The sequence below is a fragment of the Fructobacillus tropaeoli genome, assembly GCF_016860625.1.
Classification (GTDB): domain Bacteria; phylum Bacillota; class Bacilli; order Lactobacillales; family Lactobacillaceae; genus Fructobacillus; species Fructobacillus tropaeoli.
Window position 1 is genome coordinate 16,002 of the sequence record NZ_BOJU01000005.1, and the last position, 23,191, is coordinate 39,192.

The window sequence follows — 23,191 nt, forward strand, 5'->3', positions numbered from 1 at the left end:
GTACATGAGCAAAATGGATGAAGAGGGTTTAATTGTTTGCGTTAGCTAAGAGTGCTCGGCCGTTGCTTTGGTTGAGGGCAGACGGTTTATTAGTTAGCGTAAAAATCAGAACTCAGCATTTGCTCGAATATCCTCATTATCTCACAGTTTGGCTCGGGGTTCGAATCTGATGAAGGCGAGAGTTGAAGATGGTTAGAATGGGTGTGGGTTGATATGCTGGATAGACTTATAAACAATTAGAAGGAATGATTATTCTTTCTGTTAGCAGTTTTAATAGTGGACTTAATTAGAAAGAGCGAAAAAACTAATTGACTAGTGGCCAATAATCTAGTAAACTATTTAAGTATTGTTGACCATGGCCCCATGGTCAAGTGGTTAAGACGTCGCGTTCTCAGCGCGGAATCGAGGGTTCGACTCCCTCTGGGGCTATATCAAGCTATACGGTGCTAACACGCACCGTATAGCTTTTTTTTCTTTTTAAATGGCTATATATCAACGTTTTCATACGGTTTAATGTCTAGCAAAGTCTTTCAAAATAAGTCGAAAATTTGCCCCAAATTTGCCTCATAGGACACTTTTTTGATAATTTGCCCCAAATTTGCCCCAAAAAAAGCCCCCAAAAAGGGGGGATCGAAGTTATAAATTGTCAAAAATGACCTTGATATTATCCAGGATTTGGCTGAACATGATAATAATCATTGTATCTTTAGTTAACGAATAGATGGGTAACAAATAATCATTTTAAAAGTGGGTAACTAAAAGTAAAGTGGGAGTTAGACATGTGCGATTCTAATACATTTAAAACAGTAAATTATACACCACAGACAGACCCTAGTTATAACCAGGAACACCACTTGGAAAATCCTGCTGGTTTTATGAATGATATGCAGTCAATTTTTCAAGATCGTAGTGGACTTTGGCATGTTTACTATCTGAACGAACCAACTTGGGGCATTAACAATGAAATAGGGAACTCGAATTGGCAACATGCAACTTCAATTGATGGGACACACTGGGTGAATGATTCAGATATTGCGATTAAATCACGAAAATTAGACCCAACAGTTAAATGGGGCTCAGTTGCTACTGGTTCTGTTGTGATTAGTGATGGCTCAATTGCTGGAACAACCGATGGGGATTTCGTAGCTTTCTTTTCAAGTTACGGTGCGGTAAATTGCGGTGAGCAATCAATTTGGGCGGCGATTTCAAAAGACAATGGACACTCTTATCAACCTCTATCTGATTTAGCGGTTATGCCTAATTTAGATAATTATCCTGATTTTCGTGATCCATATGTGATGAAATACAATGGTCAATGGGTGATGTATATGGCTGAGGGAGACAAAGTCGGTACTTATTCATCAACAGATGGCCAAAACTGGAGTTATATTGGCAGTACGTCATGGAACCCTGATGCCTTTTTGGATGGGAAGGACCACGGTATCGTTGAATGTCCTTATGTTGTCACAATGATGGCAGATGATGGCACTCGTCACGCGGTTCAATTTGTTGGCGCTAATGATTATAACTGGGGGTACACAACTGGAACGAGTTATTTGATTGGCTCAATTGACAGTAGTGGCATCTTTACCAAGCAAAACGATCAGACATTGCCAGTTAGAATTGACCTAGGGACTGACTATTATGGATCAAACTTTGGCAAGGTGGATGAACAGACTTTGATTACTAGTTCGTGGGTCAATAACTGGGCTTATGCTAATGAGAAGGTTATTGGCATTGACGGAAATCAAACGAAAAAAGGCACGACATGTGCTTTGTTTCGTGATATCAAAATGGTTAAAGACGCTTCAGCACCGTCTGGTTATTCTTTGCAACTTTTCGTTCGTGATGTGGTCGACCGCACTTTCCCAACAAATGATGACTACAATGTTTATCATGATATTCCATCAGGTGGAGAATATTTGAGAACGATTGATAACAGCAAGGTGGTTGATTTTGACATACAAGGTGGTCAACCAGGAGGAGTATTTGTTGTTGACGTTCGGCAAGATGACAACATTTCGACACTGATGTTTGACATCAACGGTGGTTGGATTAGAACCAAAAGAAGCATGAAAGGGAATTTCAATAATTCTACTTACAATGCTGAAACTAAAAATATTACCTATGGAAAACCAGGATTAACAGATACGCATTTGACTATTTATTTCGATACAAAATCAATTGAAATTGAATTTACTGACTCACACCAGGTTTATACACTGCTTAAGTGGGGGAAGAAAAACAATCAGTCAACTACTTTGTCATTGCAAGGTGGAAATATGCCAGTATCGGTTAATTGTAAGGAATATGATTATAGATGACGCATTTGATTGGCTAAATATATTTGGTTTTCGGAATGTTAATTAAAATAATTTGGAATTAACTGATTGCGCTAAAAATATGGTTAGGGTCAACGAATTAGTCATTAATCAAAATCTTTTTAATCTGTTTTATGAAAATATCGTCTTCAAAACGACATCTTCTATGTAACTAAAGTAAAATTAATGATAAAATTGTAGTTGGACATTTTTGATTGAATTACTTGAAACATAAGGGGAAAATATATGGATACTGTATACGATGGTAACGCAAAGATTAACACTGTAAACAAGCATGTCTTTGTTTGGATTTGCAACTTTTTGGTCGGTGAATTTGGTGTTGACCGCTTTATTCGAGGACAAATCGGTCTAGGGCTGTTCAAGCTTTTTATCGGCTCATGGATTACTTTGGGTATTTGGCCCTTTGTCGATTTTGTGATTGCGCTTGTAAAAGCCTATGGATCAAACAACCATAGCAATGAATTAACATTTATTAACGGTCGTTACGCCAACTAAAAGTTATTTTCGTGAAAAAGATAGTTGATAGCTACTAACTAATAAAACCCACCGTTACTGAACGGTGGGTTTTATTTGATGTTATTAAAGCGGATTATTAAATGCTGTGATTTAGTATTAGTAGCAGTTAGTTCAACCCAGTAGGGCAACGTAACCCACCATGCTCAGCACAGCGATGATTCCGATAATAACGAACCATGGGCGCGTGTAGAGTGTGTCTCGTGGCTGTTGGTCTTCGTCTTCGTTTTCTTTATTTTTATTGTTCATCAGATTATCTTCCTTTCATGCAAAATCAGGTTACCTATATAAAATAATGGTGCGATAGGTAAGGGACCAGGGCGAAATCGATAGCACCTCATAACCCTGAGCTTCTAAATTGCTGATAGCGGCATTTAAATTTTGTTCAAAGCCTTTAGCAGTACTAGCGGTGATGACCTTTGTTTTCATAGGTTCCCTCCGTTCTTTCAATCAACTCTCTATCCTCATTGTAAGTAAAGCGGCACATTTTTCAATGATAGGAGCTGATTTTTTATGAAATTTGAAGGATTTGGGCTGGCATATCAGTCATGATCAAGCCGTTAAATGTTTGATTTTAAAATCAGTCTAAAATATGGTTGACGGCTGATTTCATATGGTAAAATATAAGCAACGCTAGGGGCGTCGATTTGACTGAGAAGAACCCTTTGAACCTGAACTAGTTAATACTAGCGGAGGAAAGTGTCATTGCTAATGAATTTTTTAGTGGTGCTTTCTATCAAGAAAGCACCTTTTTATTTGCAGCAAACGGCATAAGGTCAGTCGTTGAGATGCCTTTCTAAAAGGAAAGGTAGAGGAATGTCGAAAACAGTTTTGATTACGGGAAGTAGCCGAGGTTTGGGAGCGGAAATTGCACGCACTTTCGCGAAAGATGGCTTTCAGGTAGTGATTAATTATTACCATAGTCAAGAGAAGGCCGAAGAATTGGTAGCAGAAATCGGACCTGACCGCGCTATGGCTATTCAAGCTGATGTCCGGAATCGAGCCGAGGTTGATCAAATGGTCCAACAAGCCGTTGCTAAATTTGGCTCACTTGACACGGTCGTGAATAACGCCCTTATTAACTTTAAATTTGATCCAGTGGCACAGAAGCTCTTTAAGGATTTGACTTGGGACTCTTATCAGGAGCAAATCGATGGTACATTGAAGGGAGCCTTTAATGTGACCCAAAGTGCCTTGCCACAAATGATGGCGCAAAAAGCTGGACAAGTGGTTAATATTGGGACTAATTTATTCCAAAATCCCGTTGTGGCTTACCATGAATACACTACGGCCAAGGCTGCCATGATTGGCTTTACCCGTAATTTGGCTGTTGAGCTGGGTGAATTTGGGATCAACGTCAATATGGTTTCAGGTGGTCTACTGCAAACAACGGACGCCAGTGCGGTCACAACGCCAGAAGTGTTTGACTACATCAAGCAGACAACGCCGCTGCGAAAGGTGACGGAACCAGGCGATGTTGCCAAGGCCGTTCTCTTCCTTGGTAGTAGTGATCAGGGCCGGGGGTTAACGGCACAAAACGTGACGGTTGACGGCGGTTTGACAATGAATTAATTGAAGTACATTCAGCAATGTCCAAGACGGGCATTGCTTTTTTTGTCAAAAAAGAAAGCAAAGTGTAATAGGTAAACTAGAATCATTAGCGTTAAAATCAGGAGTAGATACTACTGACGGCTGATTGCTAGCCATCAAATAATTTTTTTAGAGAGAAGGAATAACAATGGTTATTATTGGCTTGATTGCAATTGTGCTGATTGGGATATGGTTTTCTTTTTGGCTTTCGATGAAAATTATTGAGATGCTGCCATATCTGATTTTGCTTTATATTGCCTTGAATATTTTGAACTTTATTTTGGACCACAAGACAGGCATCTTATTGACTATTCTGGTAATTGCGGCAATTCTGATTTCTGCTTGGATTTATGGTTCGCGCCATCCTGATGATGAAAGTGCGTCAGATCAAGCAGAAGCTGAAAATACTGCAGAAATCAGCCCAGCAGTGGCCGATGATACTGATGTTGAAACACTAATCGCTCAGCCAGTTGCGTTAACACCTGCTGAACAACGTGACCAAGCGTGGAAACAGATGGAAAAAATTCATCCGTTAAACATGGGGGATGGTCTGTTTATTGATACAAAAAATGAACAAATGTTTCTTGATTTAGGTGACTCAGAAATGCGTGGCCAGAAATACTTACTAGAAGATTTTTCTGCTGTGCAGGAATACAAGGTACGCGAAGAAACGACGAAGACCAAGGTGATTGGCGTTCGTTTTGCGGATATGGGTCGGTACAATTTTGCCGATATTGAATTAAGTAAGGCTACAAATGATGTTTTGGGCGTTAGTCCGGCCGACTATTTTGAAGGTATCTTAGCACAACAAATTTTTGCTGTGCACCCAGAGTCTAGCCCACTTCAAAGCGATGACCAGCAAGGAATTGCTGGGACGAGCCATTAATGATTGTGCGTTTTATTTTTACGGCCGAACATAAGTTCTACAAATTGTTATTAGAATGATAGACAAACTGACAACAAGAGAGTTAAACTAATGGAGTCAGTTACCAATCTGGTTTTAAAAGGTTGGTACAAAATCTATTAGGTCCAGTTGAACATCAGGTCTGTAAATGTCCTGATTTTTAATTGTTTGGGAGAGTTAGAATGTTTTTCTTGGTTTCATTGACTATCATTGGTTTGCTGTTTTTGACTGCAATTGTGAAGGCACACCATTTAGCACGACGCCGTCGAATCATTCGGGCAATGCTGAAGCGAGAAGTTAATCAAGCATTGGCTGAGCAAAATCAGCAGAATGATAATAACTTTGATTTTGATGTTCACACGCCAAAAGAGGTTCATGACTATTTAAAGAAGCAATTCGAGGATGAAAATGCTTTAAACCTCGGCGACGGCCTCTTTATTGACGTGAAGACGGAGTACCTGTTTTACGACTTGGACCATGCTGATGCCGACGGCAACCTTTATTTCATTGAAAACTTTGATGAAATTGAGCACTATGAAGTGGTTGCGGAAACCGAAGAGACTAAGACCATTGCGGCAAACTTTTTAGATTTTGATGATGGTGATTTTGTTCATACAACTCTTAGTCGGCGAGAAAATCCTGTTATTGGAACAAGTCCAGCTGATTATTTTGAAAAATTGTTGAAAAAATGCGTGAAGCAAAACCGGCAGGCCTACCAGGACTACTTGGTGAGTCAGGAGCGATAAAGGTGTTATTATATCCCCGCTTAATCTATTCACGTTACAATAAAGTTACGATTAGTATATTGAACGAGGTATAAAACGTGTTCTTATTATTTGGCTTAATATTAGTGATTTGGGGAATTGTTTCACTTTTCCGGTTCACTTTAAATGTATTTTCATACTTTTTAATTTTAGTTGGTATTTTGTTAGTGTTGAGTTTCTTTCTACATCATTGGATCTTTTCATTGATTATCGCAGCAGTTATCGTCTATATTGTCCGCAGTGGTAAGCGACGGGTGGTTGATGACCAACCGGATACGGGCTTTGGTCGTCGCGACATTAGCGATGAAGCAGAACAAAGCGATTCAAAATAATTTAAATATGACTTTGATAAAGGCGACCGAAAGGTCGTCTTTTTTGTATAATGAGTGTTGATTTATGCGGGAAAAATAGCAAATCAATTTAGTACTATTTTTAATTTAAAATAGATTTACATGAAAAAATGTATTTAATAATATAAATTAGAGAAAAATAATGTAGAATAAAATCAATAAATAATGTGAAAAAAATTTTTGATGAGAAGTGATAGGAGAAAGTAATGGGGTATAACATAGGACTTGATATCGGAACCGGTTCAGTTGGCTGGGCAGTTCTGACGGATGAAGGGAAATTAGCTCGAGCTAAGGGTAAAAATTTAATCGGCGTACGTCTTTTTGATTCAGCTGAATCAGCTGCTGAACGACGATCATACAGAACGACACGTCGTCGTTTATCTCGTCGTAAGTGGCGCTTGCGACTATTAGAAAATATCTTTTCTGATGAAATGGGAATGATTGATGAAAACTTTTTTGCCCGTTTAAAATACTCATACGTTCACCCAAAGGACGAAGTGAATAAGGCTCATTATTACGGTGGCTATCTTTTTCCGACTCAACAGGAAACTCACGATTTTCATGAAAAATTTCAAACGATTTATCATTTGCGACTAAAATTGATGATTGAGGATCGTAAGTTTGATTTGCGAGAAATCTATTTAGCGATGCATCATATCGTTAAGTATCGGGGCCATTTTCTGAACTCACAGTCTAAAATGACAATCGGGGATAGCTATAATCCTCGAGATTTTCAGCAAGCTATTCAAAATTATGCAGAAGCGAAGGGACTTATCTGGTCGTTGAATGATGCACAAGAGATGACAGATGTCTTGGTGGGGCAAGCTGGTTTTGGACTGTCAAAAAAAGCAAAAGCAGAGCGTCTGTTATCAGCTTTTTCATTTGATACGAAAGAGGATAAAAAAGCGATTCAGGCAATATTAGCGGGAATCGTTGGCAATACCATTGATTTTACAAAGGTCTTTAATCGTGAACTTAGCGGCGATGAGCTCAAAAAATGGAAATTAAAACTTGATAGTGAAGCTTTTGATGAGCAAAGCCAGGCGATTGTGGACGAATTAGATGATGATGAAATGGAATTGTTTAATGCTATTCGACAAGCATTCGATGGCTTCACGCTGATGGATTTATTAGGCGATCAAACATCAATTTCGGCAGCGATGGTCAAGCGGTATCAACAGCATCATGATGATCTAAAGATGGTCAAGGAAATTGCTAAAAAGCAAGGCCTTTCTCATCAGGATTTTTCCAAAATTTATACAACATTTTTGAAGGATGATACTGATAAGGGAATGAAAGCCTTATTAGATAAGGCTGATTTGGCAGATGATGTATTGGTTGAAATTCAACAACGAATTGAAAGTCATGACTTTTTGCCAAAACAGCGCACAAAAGCAAATTCGGTGATTCCGTACCAGCTTCATCTTGCAGAATTAGAAAAAATTATCGAAAATCAAGGGAAGTATTATCCATTTTTGCTGGATACATTTACGAATAAAGCTGGTGAAACAATTAATAAATTAGTCGAGCTAGTTAAATTTAGAGTACCTTACTATGTTGGTCCGATGGTTACAGTGGCCGATGTTGAAAAGGCCGGTGGGGATGCCACAAATCATTGGGTAAAGCGCAATGAGGGTTATGAAAAAAGTGCAGTAACACCATGGAACTTTGATCAAGTTTTCAATCGCGATCAAGCAGCTCAGGACTTTATTGATCGTTTGACTGGAACGGATACTTATTTAATTGGTGAACCAACACTGCCTAAAAATTCTTTGAAGTATCAGCTGTTTACGGTCTTGAATGAATTGAATAATGTGAAAATTAGTGGTCATAAAATTGATGAGAAGACCAAGCATGTATTAATTCAGGACTTATTTAAATCGAAAAAAACTGTATCTGAAAAAGCTATCAAGGATTATTATCTTTCTCAAGGAATGGGCGAGATTCAAATTGTTGGTTTGGCTGACAAAACAAAGTTTAATAGCAACTTGTTCAGTTATATTGATTTAAGTAAAACGTTTGATGCAGAATTTATGGAAAATCCTGCAAACCAAGAATTGTTGGAAAATATCATTCAAATCCAGACAGTTTTTGAGGATACAAAAATTGCGGAACGTGAATTACAAAAATTGGCTTTGTCCGATGAGCAAGTTCAGCAATTGGCTAAGACACACTATACTGGTTGGGGAAATCTATCGGATAAGTTGTTATCGACACCGATTATTCAGGAGGGTTCACAAAAAGTTTCTATTCTGGATAAGTTGCAGACAACGTCTAAGAATTTCATGTCAATCATCACCGATAATAAATTTGGGGTTCAACAATGGATTCAAGAACAGAATACGGCTGAAACAGCAGATAGTATTCAGGATAGAATCGATGAGTTGACTACAGCCCCTGCCAATAAGCGCGGAATCAAACAAGCCTTTAACGTTCTTTTTGATATTCAAAAGGCAATGGGAGAGGAACCTAATCGTGTTTATTTGGAATTTGCCAAGGAAACACAAAATTCAGTTCGGACAAATTCCCGATATAATCGTTTGAAAGATTTGTATAAGTCAAAAACTTTGTCAGATGATGTAAAAGCCCTAAAAGAAGAGTTAGAGAGCCAAAAGAGCAGCCTTCAAAGTGAACGGATTGGCGATCGCCTTTATTTGTATTTCCTTCAACAAGGAAAGGATATGTACACTGGTCAACCAATCAATATTGATAAATTATCAACAGATTATGATATTGACCATATTATTCCTCAGGCTTATACCAAAGATGATTCGATTGATAACCGTGTTTTGGTATCTCGTCCTGAAAATGCACGAAAATCAGATTCTGCCACGTATACAACGGAAGTACAGCAAGCAGCCGGCGGATTGTGGAAAAGCCTGAAAAATGCTGGATTTATTTCACAAAAGAAGTATGATCGTTTGACAAAGGGTGGTGACTACTCTGAAGGGCAGAAAACAGGCTTTATTGCTCGTCAGTTAGTGGAAACTCGTCAAATTATTAAAAATGTTGCTTCATTAATTGAAAGCGAGTTCGATCAAACAAAGGCAGTCGCAATTCGTTCTGAAATCACCGCCGACATGCGTCGCTTGGTAGCAATTAAAAAACACCGTGAAATTAACTCATTCCACCATGCTTTTGATGCCTTGTTAATCACCGCAGCCGGGCAATATATGCAGGCTCGTTATCCAGACCGTGATGGTGCAAATGTGTATAATGAGTTTGATTACTATACTAATACGTATTTGAAAGAATTACGTAAGTCCAGTTCAAGTAGTCAGGTAAGACGTTTGAAGCCGTTCGGATTTGTTGTCGGAACAATGGCGAAAGGAAATGAAAACTGGTCAGAAGATGATACACAATATCTTCGCCATGTCATGAACTTTAAGAACATTTTGACTACTCGTCGTAATGACAAGGATAATGGTGCATTAAACAAAGAAACCATCTATGCAGTTGATCCCAAAGCTAAGTTAATTGGGACTAATAAGAAACGTCAAGATGTATTATTGTATGGTGGTTATACTTATGCGTACCCTGCTTATATGACATTGGTTCGTGCAAATGGAAAAAATTTGTTGGCTAAGGTTAATATTTCGGCAGCAAATAAAATTAAAGCAGGGCAAATTGAGTTATCAGAGTACGTTCAGCAACTTCCAGAGGTTAAAAAGTTTGAAAAGATACTCATTGAAAAACTGCCGTTAGGGCAGTTAGTGAATGAAGATGGAAAATTGATATACTTGGCATCAAATGAGTATCGGCATAATGCAAAGCAACTATGGTTGTCACCAGCTGACGCAGATTTCATTTCGAACTTAAAAACTGATTCAGCTGATGACGATTTGATACATGGATTTGATATTTTGGTTAACGATTCTGTTGAAAGACGTTTTCCTTTTTATGCAACTGATTTGCAAAAGTTATTCCAAGTTCGTGATGAATTTTTGGGAATTGATAATAAAAAAGATGTTCTTGATACTGTTCTTCAGGCTTTGCAATTGGATTCGGCTTATCAAAAACCAATGAAAAAAATTAATAAAAAATTAGCAGAATGGAAAACGCCACAACAGTCTGGTGGAGTCCGTCTATCTGATAATACTGAGATCATTTACCAATCAACAACAGGTATTTTCGAAAAAAGAGTTAAAATTTCGGATTTGCTATAAGTAAAGTAAAAGGCACCGCTTATTGAATAGCGGTGCCTTTTGTTAAATAAAGATAAAGACAAATAAAAAAGGCCATAAGGCCATCTTTTCAGATCATGAAGCTTGGGCATAAGCCCTTGCGTTACTTTAACCCTGTATGTCAGATTAATGGGTTCTTCCTTGAAAAATCTGTTAGCTAAACAAATTTTTCACGTGGTAGCTAACCACAAACTAATTGTATCACATCGGAATGTGAAAAGGGAGAAAAAAATGGCTTGGCGAACAATATTGATTAATGAACACGCAAAAATTAATTTTAAGATGAACGATATTAATGTTCAAACGAAAAATGAATCTTTCCAGATACCAATTGATGATATTCGAATATTAATATTGGGCAACACAAGATCAGTGATTACATCTTATGCTATTAACGAATTGAATAAGAAACACGTGAAGATCATTACCTGTGATGAAAAGGGCATGCCTGTTGGTGAATATTGTGGGTATCATGAAAATGTTCATCAGAATGCTAATTTACAAAAACAAATTTCGTGGACAGATGATCTGAAAAAACATTTATGGAAAAAAATAGTATCGGCTAAAATTATAAATCAACATCAAGCACTGCCGGAAGACGTTCAGCTTGAATTTTTGAAATTACAGGAATTATCTGACAAAGTGAAGTTCGGGGACCCAGAAAATATTGAAGGCCAAGCCGCTAGGCAGTATTTTCCAAGAATGTACGGTAAGGAGTTTAAAAGGTCCAATGAAGAACTGTTAATCAATGCTCACTTAAACTATGGTTATTCGATTCTATTATCAGCTGTGAGTCGTGAAATTGTTGCGGCCGGTTATTTAACCCAGTTAGGGGTGCACCATCAAAGTGGAAGTAACGCTTTTAATTTAGCATCTGATTTAATGGAGCCATTTCGTCCTTATATTGATCGGGTCGTATTAAATCAGCAAAATTTATCGTTATCACTTGATTTGAAACTAAATTTGATCAACGTGCTAAACGAAATAATTAGCTATAACGGCAAAAAAGTTGAACTGGCACAGGCAATTCAACAGCATGTATTAGCGTGCTTAAAATATTTGAGTTCTGAAACAGAATTACTGCCTGAAATGGAGTTTATTTTATGAGGTACCGAATTATGCGATTGATTGTAATGTTTGATTTACCCGTGGAAACATCAATAGAGCAAAGGGGATATCGTCAATTCCGAAAAGCTTTGTTGAGTGAAGGATTTTTAATGATGCAAGAAAGCATTTATGTTCGTGTGGTGACTAATCAGAAAGCGGCAAATTTATTAGAAAAACGAATTAAAGCCTTTGTTCCAAAGGCTGGGTTGATTCAAACTTTGCAAGTGACTGAAAAGCAATATGCAAGTATTCATTTTCTTGTTGGAGAACCAAAAAATGATATTAAAAATAGAGATGATAAGGTGATTGTGATATGACTATTGGACAATTGAATATTGAAGGTGCTGGAACGATCCAGATAGACGAAGGGCTGAATTTAATCAGTCTTGCTGATGCTCAATTATACAACCGTGTTATTCAAGCTATCAGAGAGGGGATAGGAGACAAGATTGTTTACAGTGAAAATTATCAACCGAAGGCATTGAATAAAGTAGGAATGTTTCTGGGTGATCCGGTCGGAGGTGGTGATATTAGGAACTATTATAGTAAATTTATTCCTACTATTTTGGAAACAGCAATATCTGATGAGCGACGTGATAAAGCTTATCATTTAAGTATGGAGTTACAATCGCTTCTGGCTGAAGAAATTATTGATAGTAATTTGCCATTCAGAATTGAAAGTGAATGGAACTTAGAAAAAATTATAAAATCACAAAATATTACTGTTGAAAAAAGCAATGTGAATACGATATTTGATAAAATAGAAGATATAGTACACACGATGGGGATGTTAAATGAAGAGCGATATTTGCTATTAACAAACTTATCTTTGTATTGTGATATGTCAGAATTAAATCAACTCCATCAATGCCTTTTAGCTGAAGGTATTAATCTCATATCTCTGAACTTAAGCAGGGAGAACGCCATTAATGATGAAACGTTTAAAGCGAGCTATATTGACCAGGATTTTGTACTTTTTACTTAGTATGTGTCTTGTAACTATTGAGCGGTAGGCTTTAGATGTATGTCAGATTAATGGGGTTTCTTCCTATCACCTTGCCGACCATTTAATGCCGGAAGCTTTAGATGTATGTCAGATTAATGGGGTTTCTTCCTCTATTGCTAATCCGCTGATATAAAGCGCCGCTTTAGATGTATGTCAGATTAATGGGGTTTCTTCCATTATGCGGTTGTCCTATGAGTCAATTAAGGCTTTAGATGTATGTCAGATTAATGGGGTTTCTTCCTTTGTCTTGATACCTTTCCATTACTTGCTCGCTTTAGATGTATGTCAGATTAATGGGGTTTCTTCCTGGAGTGATGGATAAGAAAGAATTGATTGGGCTTTAGATGTATGTCAGATTAATGGGGTTTCTTCCTTTTCAGTAGTTAACATAATGTGCGTTACCGCTTTAGATGTATGTCAGATTAATGGGGTTTCTTCCCTCCAAATAAAAATGACCATTTCCATTTTGGCTTTAGATGTATGTCAGATTAATGGGGTTTCTTCCTAATTAGTCAGATTGATTCTTTGGAAGATGGCTTTAGATGTATGTCAGATTAATGGGGTTTCTTCCATGCTTGAAGATTTTGTGGCATAGTAACGAGCTTTAGATGTATGTCAGATTAATGGGGTTTCTTCCGTATGGGAAATTGATTTCTCACAAGCGCCAGCTTTAGATGTATGTCAGATTAATGGGGTTTCTTCCCATTTCTTTGGTAGTGATCGTGAAGGGACTGCTTTAGATGTATGTCAGATTAATAGGGTTTCTTCATGCCGTTAGCGTTTGGTTTGCCAGTTGTTTTAACTGGGTGGACGTTATATATTACCCAAATTTTGTCGAATACGGATCGATTGAACTCATATAGCACAGTTGCCTTAATATCGGAGTAACATGCCCTTGAGATTCAAACTTTCATCGATTAATACTTATTGGGCGAATTATTAGAAAAGACTAGTGCAATAGCTAGTCTTTTTTTGACAAAGTTTTCCTTTTTCTCCCAACTGGTCTATAATCAAATTTACTTATTCTACTTGAAAAGAGGACGAATTGATGAAAATTGGTATTACAGCAGATGCAAATATGCAACAAACAGCCCCGAGCCGATTGAAGTTAGCTGATTACGTTCAAAAGCGCCTAGTGGACGTCTTGGTTAAAAACGACGTGGTTCCGATGATTTTGCCAATTGCTAAGCCAGAAATGGCGAAAGAGATGGTCGGGATGGTGGATGCCATTATCATTCCGGGCGGACCGGATGTTTCACCACACCTTTACGGTGAAGATCCGCACCAGCACATTGGCGTAACGTATGTGCCACGCGATGATTTTGAAAAGGCGGTCATCGAGGAAAGTGTTCGGCAGAATAAACCTGTTTTTGGGATTTGCCGTGGGATTCAAATCATTAATGTTGCTTTTGGTGGGACGCTCTATCAGGACTTGCCCTCACAATATGAGCAAGAAGCAATTCGCCACGAACAGGTGCCGGATTCAGCTTTCCCAACTCATTTCGTCAACGTGGAAGAGGGTAGCTTTGTGTCCAAGTCGCAGGGGACTCACCCCTTCGTGAACTCCAAGCACCATCAAGCGGTGAAAAAGGTCGCGGACGGTTTCAAGGTCACTGCACGGGCTAATGATGGCGTGATTGAAGCGATTGAAAATCCTGATTTGGCCGTTTATGGCGTTCAATGGCATCCGGAAACTTTTTGGTCTGACCATGAAAATCAGGAAAAGTTTTTCCAGGATTTCTTTGCTTTGGTGGCTGAAAAAAAGGCCTAATTGAACGATTATAAATGCAGGGATAAACCCTTAATTTTACAATACTGAGGCCCGGAAATTTATGTCAAATGGGAATAAATTTTGCAAACCGAATTGCTTATAATGGTGGCAAGCGAAAGCTAAATTTAATAGCAATGAGGTGATTAGAATGCAAAAATATTTATGGCCGGTGACGAAGGGCGGACTCATTTTTATGGGACTGCTGTTGATGGATTTCTTTGTTGCAATGTTTAATATTTCCCAAAGCGGAGTGACAGAAACAGCACTAGGAATTCGGATTGAGACCGAACGCGATGCTCGTTCAATGAGCAATGTTGTGACGGGAACCTGGGATATGCTGGTATACTTTACCGTCTTTATGGTTCTTTGGCTGGTTTATTTTTATTTCAAAAATCAGTCCAAAAGAAAACATTCCGCTGCCAAATAAAATAATAAACAAAAGACCGACTGAAAAGTCGGTCTTTTTGTATGAGCGGATGCTGATTTTTTATTTGATTTGATAAAGGCACCAGACCATCTCGGGGTGGTATTCCTTAATGATGGTCAGTGAATCGTGGGGGAGGAAGGATTGCTTACTGAAGATGGCGTATTGGTAGTGACCTTCCTCAAAGGCCGTCTGTGCCAGTGGCTTGCTGGGCACAAAGTCAACGGCCAGATTTTGGTGGCTATCAATCATGTATTGATGAATCAGTTCCGTCGTTGCCGGATGGAGGATAGCTTTTTTGTTTTTCAACGCTTGGTTTTCCGTTAACAACATCGGCATAGTTGGCAAAGCAAAGGTCGTCTGAATCGTCAAGTGATCGAGGTAGCGGTAGTTATTTCTTGTCCAACTGTCGCCATCGTCTGATTGGTAGGCGGTTGGGACCAAAAAATAATCACCGATAAAATCTGTCAGGTGCTGGTAGACGTCCTCAAAGTTCTCATGCAAGGTAATCGTGAGGCCCTGATAGTCAGGGTCCTCATCTTGCAGGTGCTTTGCAGCCTTATAGCTGTCGGTTGTTTTTGGTCCTAAGGTATGAATAGTAGCCATCGTCAATCCTCCTAAATGCTGACGTTGATTGTATGAATAATTTCTTCGGCGATTTCAGCCGGTTGTTTGCCATCGACGGTAATGATTTCACTGGCAATTTTTTCGTAAATTGGTTGGCGGGTCTGCTTGAGTTCTAGCAGGCCGTCCATCCCCAGTTGTTGGAAAAGTGGGCGACTAGCAACCCCATCGGCCAAGAGGCGGGTGGTAATGGTTTGGTCGCTGGCATCCAAGAAGATAACTGGGCCGTCCTGATTTTGCAGTAAGTCTTGGTTGCTGACCTGAACCGGGGTGCCACCGCCAGTTGACAGAATGCCTTCCAAACTCAGGGCCTCGGTTAAGACTTTTTGTTCGAGTTGGCGGAAGTGGGCCTCACCGAACTGTTCGAAGTAGGCGGGGATGGTCAAGCCCGCAGCCTGCTCAATCAAGGTATCGAGATCGTTGTTTGGTAAGGCCAACTGTTGGCTGAGTTCTTGGGCAACGGTGGTTTTGCCGGAACCCATAAAGCCAATTAAGGTAATTCTCATCGCTTTTCCTCCAATCGTAGGCGGGCCTCATTGGCGGCCTGTAGTTGATCATGAATACTGTCTTGGTCATCAACCGCGATGGCGGTCCGTAACCGGGTTAGTTGCTTTTGAAATTGATCAATTTGTGCTAATAAATCAGCGCGTTCGCTCGTGAAAATAGCGGTCCACATGTCAGGGTCAGCCTTGGCAATCCGCGTGGTGTCTAAGAGGCCACCGGAAGGAATGCCGGGGTCGATGGCCATGTCGTCCACTTCAGGAATGATGGTATTGGTCAAGGCAAAGGCAACCATGTGGGGCAGGTGGCTAGTGGCTGAAACGAGTTGGTCGTGCTGCTTGGCAGTTAGAGAGCTAAAGTGCAGCTGACCAGGAGCCAAGAGCACCTGATATTCCTTGATAGCGGCTGGGCTGGCGTTCCCATTCACCAAGAAGAAACTATGGTTGGCAAAGAGGTCTAGCCGACTATTCTTGCTTCCTGTTAGGTGGGAACCAGCCATCGGGTGGCCGCCTAGGAATTGAATACCGCGGTTCATGAGTGGTTCGGCGGCGGCTAGGATGGTTTCCTTGCTGCTGCCGACGTCGGTCACGAGGACACCTGATTTCAAATCAAGCTCAGCCAATTGGCGTAAGCTTGAGCAGATGCCGGAAACGGGTGTGGCGAGGATGATTAAATCAGCCTGCTTGGCTCCCGTTTCAAAGTCGACGGCCGAATCAACGACGCCATCGTCCACCATCGTGGTGATATTTTCTTGTTTTGGATCAAAAGCAATAATGGTTGTGGCCGGGTTAGCGGCTTTGATGATCCTGGCCATGGTGGCCCCAATCAGCCCTAACCCGTTGATAAAGACAGTTTTCAATTTGATCAACTCCTTAATCGTTGCAAGTCAGCTAAAAAGCTGGGGTAAGAAATATTAACGGCATCAAAGTCTCGAATCGTCACGTCCTCTGGAACCAGTAGGGAAGCAATTTTGAGGGTCATTGCAATTCGGTGATCTTGGTGGCTGTCCAAATCAGTGTTTTGCACTTGCCAACTTTTGCGACCATCAATCACGAAGCCGTCGGGTAATTCCTCAATGGCGATGCCGAGCTTATGGAATTCTTCGGCCACGACCGCAAGTCGGTCGGATTCCTTGAAGCGTAATTCTTCAGCGCCGGTAATGCGGCTGACGCCATCCGCTCTGGCCGCCAAGAGGGCCAAGAGGGGCACTTCATCAACAAGGGCGGGGATTTCTTCAGCACCGATTTCAAAGGGCTTGAGTGCCGAGGCCGTGATGGTAATATCAGCAGAGGGCTCTGTTTCTTCGTTGGCCTGGGGACGTTCTTGGATGGCCAGTTGTGCACCCATTTGCTTGAGAACTGAGAGAATCCCGGTACGCGTTTGATTAATTCCAACATTTTCAATCGTAATGGAAGAACCGGGCACAATCGCAACCGCAACCAACCAGAAGGCGGCAGAGGAAATATCGCCAGGAACGGTGACGTGTTGGGCGGTCAGAGGATGGCCGGGGTGAATGGTAATCTTGTGGTCCTCACGGTCAATACTGGCCGGGCTAAAGGCAGCCAACATCCGTTCCGTATGGTCTCTTGAAGCCGTTGGTTCCTCAATCACGGTATCGCCCGTTGCTTGAAGGGCGGCGAGGATGATGGCACTTTTGACCTGGGCACTGGCAACCGGCAGGCGGTAATGAATCCCATGGAGGGGGCGACCGAAGACCGTTAATGGCAGGTGGTTTTCAGTGCTGGTAAAATCAGCTCTCATCTGGCTGATCGGGTCGGTGACCCGGGCCATTGGTCTCTTGGAAAGTGAGGCATCCCCCACCAACGTTGAATCAAAATGCTGACCCGCCAAGAGCCCGGTAATCAACCGAGTTGACGTGCCGGAATTGCCCATGTCCAGAGGCTGGTTGCTTTGAGTCAGCCCCTTTAAGCCAACACCGGTAACCACCACCTGGCCATCTCGTTCATCAATTTTGACCCCCAAGTCCTTGAAGGCCTGCATCGTGGACAGGCAGTCAGCTGATTTCAAAAAATTATCAATCGTTGTTACACCCGTGCTAATCGCCGCAAAGATAATGCTACGGTGGGAGATACTCTTGTCACCGGGAACGGTGATGCGTCCGGTTAATTTTGTTCGATCTTGTTCTGCCATGATTTATCCTTAGAAATTCTTGAGTTCGAGACGGTAGTCTGCAATTTGCTTTTGCAAGCGGGCGAGGTTGCTACCATCGAAAGTATCGGTAATTGCCTTGGCCAATTCGATGGCAATCACGCTTTCAATCACAATTGAGGCGGGCACAATTGCGGTTGTGTCAGAGCGTTCCACCGTGGCCTTTTTGACTTCTTTGCTATTGATGTCGGCGCTTTGTAGCGGCTTGTACAGCGTTGGAATGGGTTTCATCGCGGCTTTAACAATGACTGGCATGCCGTTGGTCATCCCGCCTTCAAAGCCGCCCAGGTGGTCTGAATTACGGGAAAAGCCTTGACCTTCTTGCCAGTCGATTTCATCCATGACCTGGCTGCCGGGGTGTTCGGCATTTTCAAAGCCATCGCCGATTTCAACACCCTTCATGGCGTTGACGCCCATTACGGCCGCTGCGAGCTTGGCATCTAATTTTGTATCCCAGGAAACATAAGAGCCTAAGCCGGCTGGCACGTTTTCGGCGACCACTCGGATGACGCCACCCAAAGTATCGCCATTGCGCTTGGCCGTATCAATTAATTCGTGAATGGCTGTTACCTGGGTCTCTTCGGTGAGACGCAAGTCGTTTTGAGCAATCAACTTTTCAATTTGATCAACATCCGTGGGTTGGCTCCCCTCGGCATGGATCCCGCCAATAGCTTCCACGTAGCCGACAATTTTGATATCTAGGGCTTGCAAGACCTGCTTGCAGATATTACCGATGGCAACCCGCATGGCTGTTTCGCGGGCCGATGACCGTTCCAAAACATTTCGCATGTCGCGGTGACCATACTTCATTCCACCGACCAAATCAGCATGGCCGGGACGGGGGCGACTAACGGACCGCAGGGTATTCTCTGGCGTTTCTTCTGAGGTGGGGTTCATGATTTCAGACCATTGCTTGTGGTCACGATTTTTAACCGTTAAGGCAATTGGAGAACCGAGCGTCTTGCCGTGGCGGACACCACCAGTGATGATGACCTGATCGTGCTCAATCTTTTGCCGGTTACCACGGCCGTAGCCACCCTGACGGGCAGCCAAGGCAGCGTTAATCTCATCAATATCGAGTTTTAGACCAGCGGGAATGCCCGTCAAGATTCCTGAAAGTTCCGGTCCGTGTGATTCACCAGCGGTTAAGTATGTGAGCATAATGTTTTTCCTTTTCTGTATCTGGATTGATTCTTGATAATTGTAGTGGCGATGGTGGCGAATAGTTGAAAGCGGGTTAACCACCAGCTCGTTCTTATTTCAGTGATGCCTGGTACTTGCGGGAATTATCCATAATGGTTTGGATAATGTCTTGATTATAAGTTACCAGGTCCTTATTTTTGGTTTTCTTGGCAACATTGTCGAGAACCTGGCGCTCGCGGTCGAGGTCTTTGATGGCAATTTGCCCATTTTGTTTGAACTTATGCACATCATCGACAGCGGCGAAGCGTTGTTCGAGGAGGTCAATTAGTTGTGCATCAATGCGGTTAATATCTTCTCGTGCGTCGGCTAAAGAGGTGTTCGCCCGCTTCTCCTTTGGCAAGGCCCAGTACATAATCACGGCGACGGCTAGACCGACCAAGGCGACCAGAATATCACCGGCCATTAGGTTAATGCTTGGGTTCTTCACAATCAGGCCGGTAATGATTGGCACTGAGAAGGAAGCCAGGGAGCCGAAGATAAAGAAGAGACCCGTTAACATACCCTTGTGCTTTGGGTAGATGGACAAGAGGGTGTTCAAGGCGATTTGCATCAAGCCTCCCGCGGCACTGAAGCCAAAGAGGAAGGCGGCGATAGCCGAAATCGTTTCGTTGGTACTCAAGGTAATCGTGGTGATAGCTAGTAATGAGACGGCATTTAATGTGAGAAAGAGCTCTTTTTTAATGGTCAGGCGCTTTAGTAAGACCACGACGATGATGACGCCGCTGATGGAACCAAGGCTGTAAAGGGAAAGGAGGAAGTGAGCCATGGCGACCGTGAAATCAATTTTCTTAGCAAAGATGGTAATCCATTGGGTAAACCAAATCATGACGGCCATTGATGTGTAGCCGTAAACGAAGAGGCCAGCGGTCAAGGCTGATTTCTTAGCGAAGCCAAGCTTGAGGCCGGACGTCTCTGCAACAGCGGCCGTTTCCTTGGCATCCTTCACGTTAATCGTGAGAACGTTGGCGAGGTTGACCAGCAAAATCATGGCTGGAACCAAGAATGAGAGGCCGAACCAAAGCTTTTGTTCGGTTAAGAAGAGAACGATAATCGGCAAGATAAATTCGCCGACAGAAATGAAGGCCTTCAAGAGAACACTATTACTAGTGCCGTTTTGGTTGATTTCTGCCAAAAGCGGGTAGGTTGCTGAGTCGAGGGCTGAGTTGGCCACGCCGGCCAAGATGGCCAGGCAGTAGGCCAGGGCAACCGATTGGTTCAGCGGTGTTGCCACGAAGAAAATCAGGTATGTTATCATCCCGATTAAGAGGGTTGTCTTGCGGCCAAAGCGGTCAGAAATAAAGCCCATAATCAGGTAGGCGATGAGGCGGCCAATACCAATTCCGGAAAGGATAAAGGAAGCCACTGTTAAAGTGGATTGCCAGTGGTGGGCCAGGGTGACCAGGTTTTGGGTCAGAATAATCATGCCAAAGCCGTGGACTAAGTAGTTGGTGAAGAGGCCGGCTTTGAGACGAAGGCGGGAAGTTTGCATAACGATTTCTCCTTAGAGTAACTGAAAGATTTGACGAATTTGAGCGATGGTAAGCTGGCCGGGCGCTGACCCGCTGGCTTCATCAAGGCTGGCGAAGGTAATCGCTGACCCGCTTAGTTGACCGGCAATCCGACTGATTTTGCCAAGGTCACCCATGGCCATTGTGACGATGGGGATGGCTAGGCTTTCTTGGGCGGTTTGGCTGGCGGTTAAGAGGCGTAAAACGTCGGCCTTGGTTGTTGGCATAACAGCAATCTTGGCCATGTCCGCCTTCAAGTTGGCCATTTTTTCAAATTGATTTTGTAAAAAGGCGTTGGTTGGGGTGGATTGGAAGTTGTGGTAACTGGCGATGACCTGAAGGTTTTGATCATGGATGGCTTGGATGGCCTTTTCAACCATTTTTTGGTCGTGGTCAACTTCGACATCGATCAGGTCAAAGCCACTTTGAGCAAGTTTAGCTAAGAGGTCGCCGTAAGCTGCTTCTTCAAGTGGCATGGCACCGCCCTCACCCTGTGATCGAAAGGTGGCGATAATGGGAAGGTCACCCAAACCAGTCGTTAGGGCGACTCGAATTTCTTTTAGGTCCTTTAACTCTGGCGTGTGGTCGAGGTGGTCAATCCGCCATTCGACTAAATCAGGTTGGCTTTCCTTGATTGCTGGCAATTGCTCTTTTAGCTCATCTAGGTTGGCAGCGACAATGGGGAGGGCAATGGCACTTTGGTCGTTTTCCCCGATGATGGTATTGTGACAGGTCAGTGTTTTCATTGTTGGTCCTTCTCCTCAATTGCTGCTTGGACGAGGTCGATTGGCATGTCTTGGCCGGTCCAAAGTTTGAAGGCGGCTGCGCCTTGTTCAATCATCATCCCCAAACCGTTGTAAACGTGGTCGACGCCGGCGTTCTTGGCAATGGTCATGAGCTTGGTTTCTCTTGGGGCGTAAACCGTGTCGTAAACGACCAGGTCTTTTTTGAACCAGGTTGGATCTTCGACAAGGCTTTGATCTTCCAGTGGCTTCATGCCAACGCCGGTGGCATCACAGAAGATATCGGCCCAAGCGAGGGCTTCTTTTAAAGCGGCTTGATCAGCGAGGTCCGTTAAGCTGGCCTGGCAATTGGTTTTCTCATTGATGATGTCGACGGTTTCTTGGGCGTGGTCGAACCGACCGTCGTGGCGGTTGAAGATTCTGATTTCGCTGAGGCCATCGAGTGCGGATTGGGTGGCAATAGGTGTTCCAGCGCCACCGGCACCAATCAAGACCATCTTTTTGCCAGCAACTTCATGGCCCTTTTTCTTTAAATCAGTGACGAAGCCGACGCCGTCAGTGGTGTAACCGGTTAAGACGCCGTTATCATTGACCACGGTGTTGACGGCTTGGTTGAGTTCGGCTGAAATATCGAGCTTGTCGAGGTAGGGGATGATGGCCTGCTTATTGGGCATTGAAACGTTGGAACCGCGCATGTCTAGGGTGCGGATAGCAGCGACACCATCCTTGAGCTTCTCGGCTGGGACATCAAAAGCCAGGTAAACGAAGTTCAGGTTCAAGGCCTCAAAGGCGGTGTTGTGCATGGTTGGTGACATGGAGTGGCGGATGGGGTAGGCCATCAAGCCAATTAAGTAGGTGTGTCCATCAATTCTTGTCATGTGATTCTTCCTTTCTGATCTAAATAAAAAAGCCGGCTAGGTAAAGACCTAGTCGGCTGATTGCTCACAGTGAGAAAGAAAAGATTCCATCATGATTGCCATCGATTACCGACTAGGTGTTACATCTAGCCGGCCAACACAAAGATGACTTTATTACCTAGATGCGTACGCTTGAGCACGTCCGCATCGAGAATTGGACGTGCTATCTAAAGTAATAAAAGCCATAATAACGACTCATCATTTGTGCTGATGGTTTTTTCATTGTTGGAATCCCTTTCCGTTAAGTTGCTTTAATTAAAACATAAGAAATTTGTTTTTGCAAGAGTTATTATCATCTTTTTCTCATTTTATTCTTTTTTCATTCATTTTGTGTGATGCCTGAATAATAGACTATATAAGAAGAAAAGGTTGGTTATTAGTTGTTATTTCTTGGACTAATTTATTTTTTAAATCAACAAAATGAAAATAATCCTCATTTTTTCTTGACAGTTTTTCATTTTGTGATTAAACTGAGGGCAATTAAATAGTTCGTCCATAAAAACCAATGATGTGGAGATCAAGATTGTTGTGCACGCTAAGAGAGTCGCCGATGCTGGGAAGGCGATGGAAC

At 42.2% G+C, this 23,191-nt stretch carries 21 protein-coding genes, 1 tRNA gene, 1 CRISPR repeat array and 1 riboswitch; of the genes, 13 read left to right on the forward strand and 9 right to left on the reverse strand.

The window, feature by feature from the left end; translation table 11 throughout:
* Positions 1 to 357 precede the first annotated feature (357 nt).
* The 3 genes from FT12353_RS07100 (at position 358) to FT12353_RS07110 (ending at position 2,837) form a co-directional block, all read left to right on the forward strand.
* Positions 358 to 429 (forward strand) — tRNA-Glu (locus FT12353_RS07100).
* Positions 430 to 779: 350 nt separating this feature from the next.
* Positions 780 to 2,324 carry a glycoside hydrolase family protein gene (locus tag FT12353_RS07105; RefSeq protein ID WP_203619245.1) on the forward strand — a complete coding sequence of 515 codons (1,545 nt, stop codon included), beginning with the start codon at positions 780 to 782 and terminating at the stop codon, positions 2,322 to 2,324.
* Between the two features lie 243 nt (positions 2,325 to 2,567).
* Positions 2,568 to 2,837 carry an NINE protein gene (locus FT12353_RS07110; RefSeq protein WP_059393684.1) on the forward strand — a complete coding sequence of 90 codons (270 nt, stop codon included), beginning with the start codon at positions 2,568 to 2,570 and terminating at the stop codon, positions 2,835 to 2,837.
* Positions 2,838 to 3,134: 297 nt separating this feature from the next.
* On the opposite strand, the gene FT12353_RS07115 is transcribed toward FT12353_RS07110, so the two are convergent.
* A complete protein-coding gene (locus FT12353_RS07115) occupies positions 3,135 to 3,284 on the reverse strand; it encodes a hypothetical protein (protein WP_203619246.1) in 150 nt (49 codons plus the stop codon).
* Positions 3,285 to 3,480: 196 nt separating this feature from the next.
* Positions 3,481 to 3,570: riboswitch (TPP riboswitch) on the forward strand.
* Positions 3,571 to 3,671: 101 nt separating this feature from the next.
* On the opposite strand from FT12353_RS07115, the gene FT12353_RS07120 reads away from it, so the two are divergent.
* The 10 genes from FT12353_RS07120 to FT12353_RS07160 all read left to right on the forward strand — a co-directional run bounded on the left by FT12353_RS07120 (position 3,672) and on the right by FT12353_RS07160 (position 14,958).
* Positions 3,672 to 4,427 carry a 3-oxoacyl-ACP reductase gene (locus tag FT12353_RS07120; RefSeq protein ID WP_203619247.1) on the forward strand — a complete coding sequence of 252 codons (756 nt, stop codon included), beginning with the start codon at positions 3,672 to 3,674 and terminating at the stop codon, positions 4,425 to 4,427.
* 166 nt (positions 4,428 to 4,593) lie between these two features.
* Entirely contained in the window at positions 4,594 to 5,331 is a 738-nt protein-coding gene (locus FT12353_RS07125) for an ABC transporter permease family protein (protein WP_203619248.1), read from the forward strand.
* 200 nt (positions 5,332 to 5,531) lie between these two features.
* Positions 5,532 to 6,095: a hypothetical protein gene (locus FT12353_RS07130; RefSeq protein ID WP_059393681.1), complete on the forward strand. Its 564-nt coding sequence runs from the start codon at positions 5,532 to 5,534 to the stop codon at positions 6,093 to 6,095.
* Between the two features lie 221 nt (positions 6,096 to 6,316).
* Positions 6,317 to 6,445: a hypothetical protein gene (locus FT12353_RS08600; protein WP_275403541.1), complete on the forward strand. Its 129-nt coding sequence runs from the start codon at positions 6,317 to 6,319 to the stop codon at positions 6,443 to 6,445.
* Positions 6,446 to 6,669: 224 nt separating this feature from the next.
* A complete protein-coding gene (gene cas9 / locus FT12353_RS07135) occupies positions 6,670 to 10,629 on the forward strand; it encodes a type II CRISPR RNA-guided endonuclease Cas9 (RefSeq protein WP_203619249.1) in 3,960 nt (1,319 codons plus the stop codon).
* Between the two features lie 249 nt (positions 10,630 to 10,878).
* Positions 10,879 to 11,754: a type II CRISPR-associated endonuclease Cas1 gene (gene cas1, locus FT12353_RS07140; protein WP_203619250.1), complete on the forward strand. Its 876-nt coding sequence runs from the start codon at positions 10,879 to 10,881 to the stop codon at positions 11,752 to 11,754.
* An 11-nt stretch (positions 11,755 to 11,765) separates the two neighbouring features.
* The gene (gene cas2, locus FT12353_RS07145) at positions 11,766 to 12,071 is read left to right on the forward strand and encodes a CRISPR-associated endonuclease Cas2 (RefSeq protein ID WP_239061196.1); all 306 of its coding nucleotides are present in this window, start codon (positions 11,766 to 11,768) and stop codon (positions 12,069 to 12,071) included.
* On the forward strand, positions 12,068 to 12,739 hold the full coding sequence (csn2, locus tag FT12353_RS07150; protein ID WP_203619252.1) for a type II-A CRISPR-associated protein Csn2: 672 nt from the start codon (positions 12,068 to 12,070) through the stop codon (positions 12,737 to 12,739). The genes cas2 and csn2 overlap by 4 nt, the downstream gene beginning before the upstream one ends.
* A gap of 28 nt (positions 12,740 to 12,767) precedes the next feature.
* A CRISPR array of direct repeats spans positions 12,768 to 13,529; the repeat unit is 36 nt; unit sequence GCTTTAGATGTATGTCAGATTAATGGGGTTTCTTCC.
* Between the two features lie 279 nt (positions 13,530 to 13,808).
* Complete coding sequence (locus tag FT12353_RS07155; protein WP_203619253.1) at positions 13,809 to 14,531, forward strand: gamma-glutamyl-gamma-aminobutyrate hydrolase family protein; 723 nt, start codon at positions 13,809 to 13,811, stop codon at positions 14,529 to 14,531.
* Positions 14,532 to 14,679: 148 nt separating this feature from the next.
* On the forward strand, positions 14,680 to 14,958 hold the full coding sequence (locus tag FT12353_RS07160; protein ID WP_059393679.1) for a hypothetical protein: 279 nt from the start codon (positions 14,680 to 14,682) through the stop codon (positions 14,956 to 14,958).
* Positions 14,959 to 15,018: 60 nt separating this feature from the next.
* On the opposite strand, the gene FT12353_RS07165 is transcribed toward FT12353_RS07160, so the two are convergent.
* The 8 genes from FT12353_RS07165 to FT12353_RS07200 all read right to left on the reverse strand — a co-directional run bounded on the left by FT12353_RS07165 (position 15,019) and on the right by FT12353_RS07200 (position 22,581).
* On the reverse strand, positions 15,019 to 15,561 hold the full coding sequence (locus tag FT12353_RS07165) for a hypothetical protein (protein WP_203619254.1): 543 nt from the start codon (positions 15,559 to 15,561) through the stop codon (positions 15,019 to 15,021).
* A gap of 11 nt (positions 15,562 to 15,572) precedes the next feature.
* Positions 15,573 to 16,085: a shikimate kinase gene (locus FT12353_RS07170; protein WP_203619255.1), complete on the reverse strand. Its 513-nt coding sequence runs from the start codon at positions 16,083 to 16,085 to the stop codon at positions 15,573 to 15,575.
* The gene (locus tag FT12353_RS07175) at positions 16,082 to 16,939 is read right to left on the reverse strand and encodes a prephenate dehydrogenase (protein ID WP_203619256.1); all 858 of its coding nucleotides are present in this window, start codon (positions 16,937 to 16,939) and stop codon (positions 16,082 to 16,084) included. The genes FT12353_RS07170 and FT12353_RS07175 overlap by 4 nt, the downstream gene beginning before the upstream one ends.
* A 5-nt stretch (positions 16,940 to 16,944) precedes the next feature.
* Positions 16,945 to 18,231, reverse strand: coding sequence for a 3-phosphoshikimate 1-carboxyvinyltransferase (gene aroA / locus FT12353_RS07180; RefSeq protein ID WP_203619257.1), 1,287 nt, complete (start codon positions 18,229 to 18,231; stop codon positions 16,945 to 16,947).
* Positions 18,232 to 18,240: 9 nt separating this feature from the next.
* Entirely contained in the window at positions 18,241 to 19,410 is a 1,170-nt protein-coding gene (aroC, locus tag FT12353_RS07185; protein ID WP_168778034.1) for a chorismate synthase, read from the reverse strand.
* A gap of 94 nt (positions 19,411 to 19,504) precedes the next feature.
* Positions 19,505 to 20,941 carry an MFS transporter gene (locus FT12353_RS07190; RefSeq protein WP_203619258.1) on the reverse strand — a complete coding sequence of 479 codons (1,437 nt, stop codon included), beginning with the start codon at positions 20,939 to 20,941 and terminating at the stop codon, positions 19,505 to 19,507.
* Positions 20,942 to 20,953: 12 nt separating this feature from the next.
* Positions 20,954 to 21,706: a type I 3-dehydroquinate dehydratase gene (gene aroD / locus FT12353_RS07195; RefSeq protein WP_203619259.1), complete on the reverse strand. Its 753-nt coding sequence runs from the start codon at positions 21,704 to 21,706 to the stop codon at positions 20,954 to 20,956.
* The gene (locus FT12353_RS07200; protein WP_168778037.1) at positions 21,703 to 22,581 is read right to left on the reverse strand and encodes a shikimate dehydrogenase; all 879 of its coding nucleotides are present in this window, start codon (positions 22,579 to 22,581) and stop codon (positions 21,703 to 21,705) included. Before FT12353_RS07200 ends, aroD begins: the two co-directional genes overlap by 4 nt.
* Positions 22,582 to 23,191: the final 610 nt, after the last annotated feature.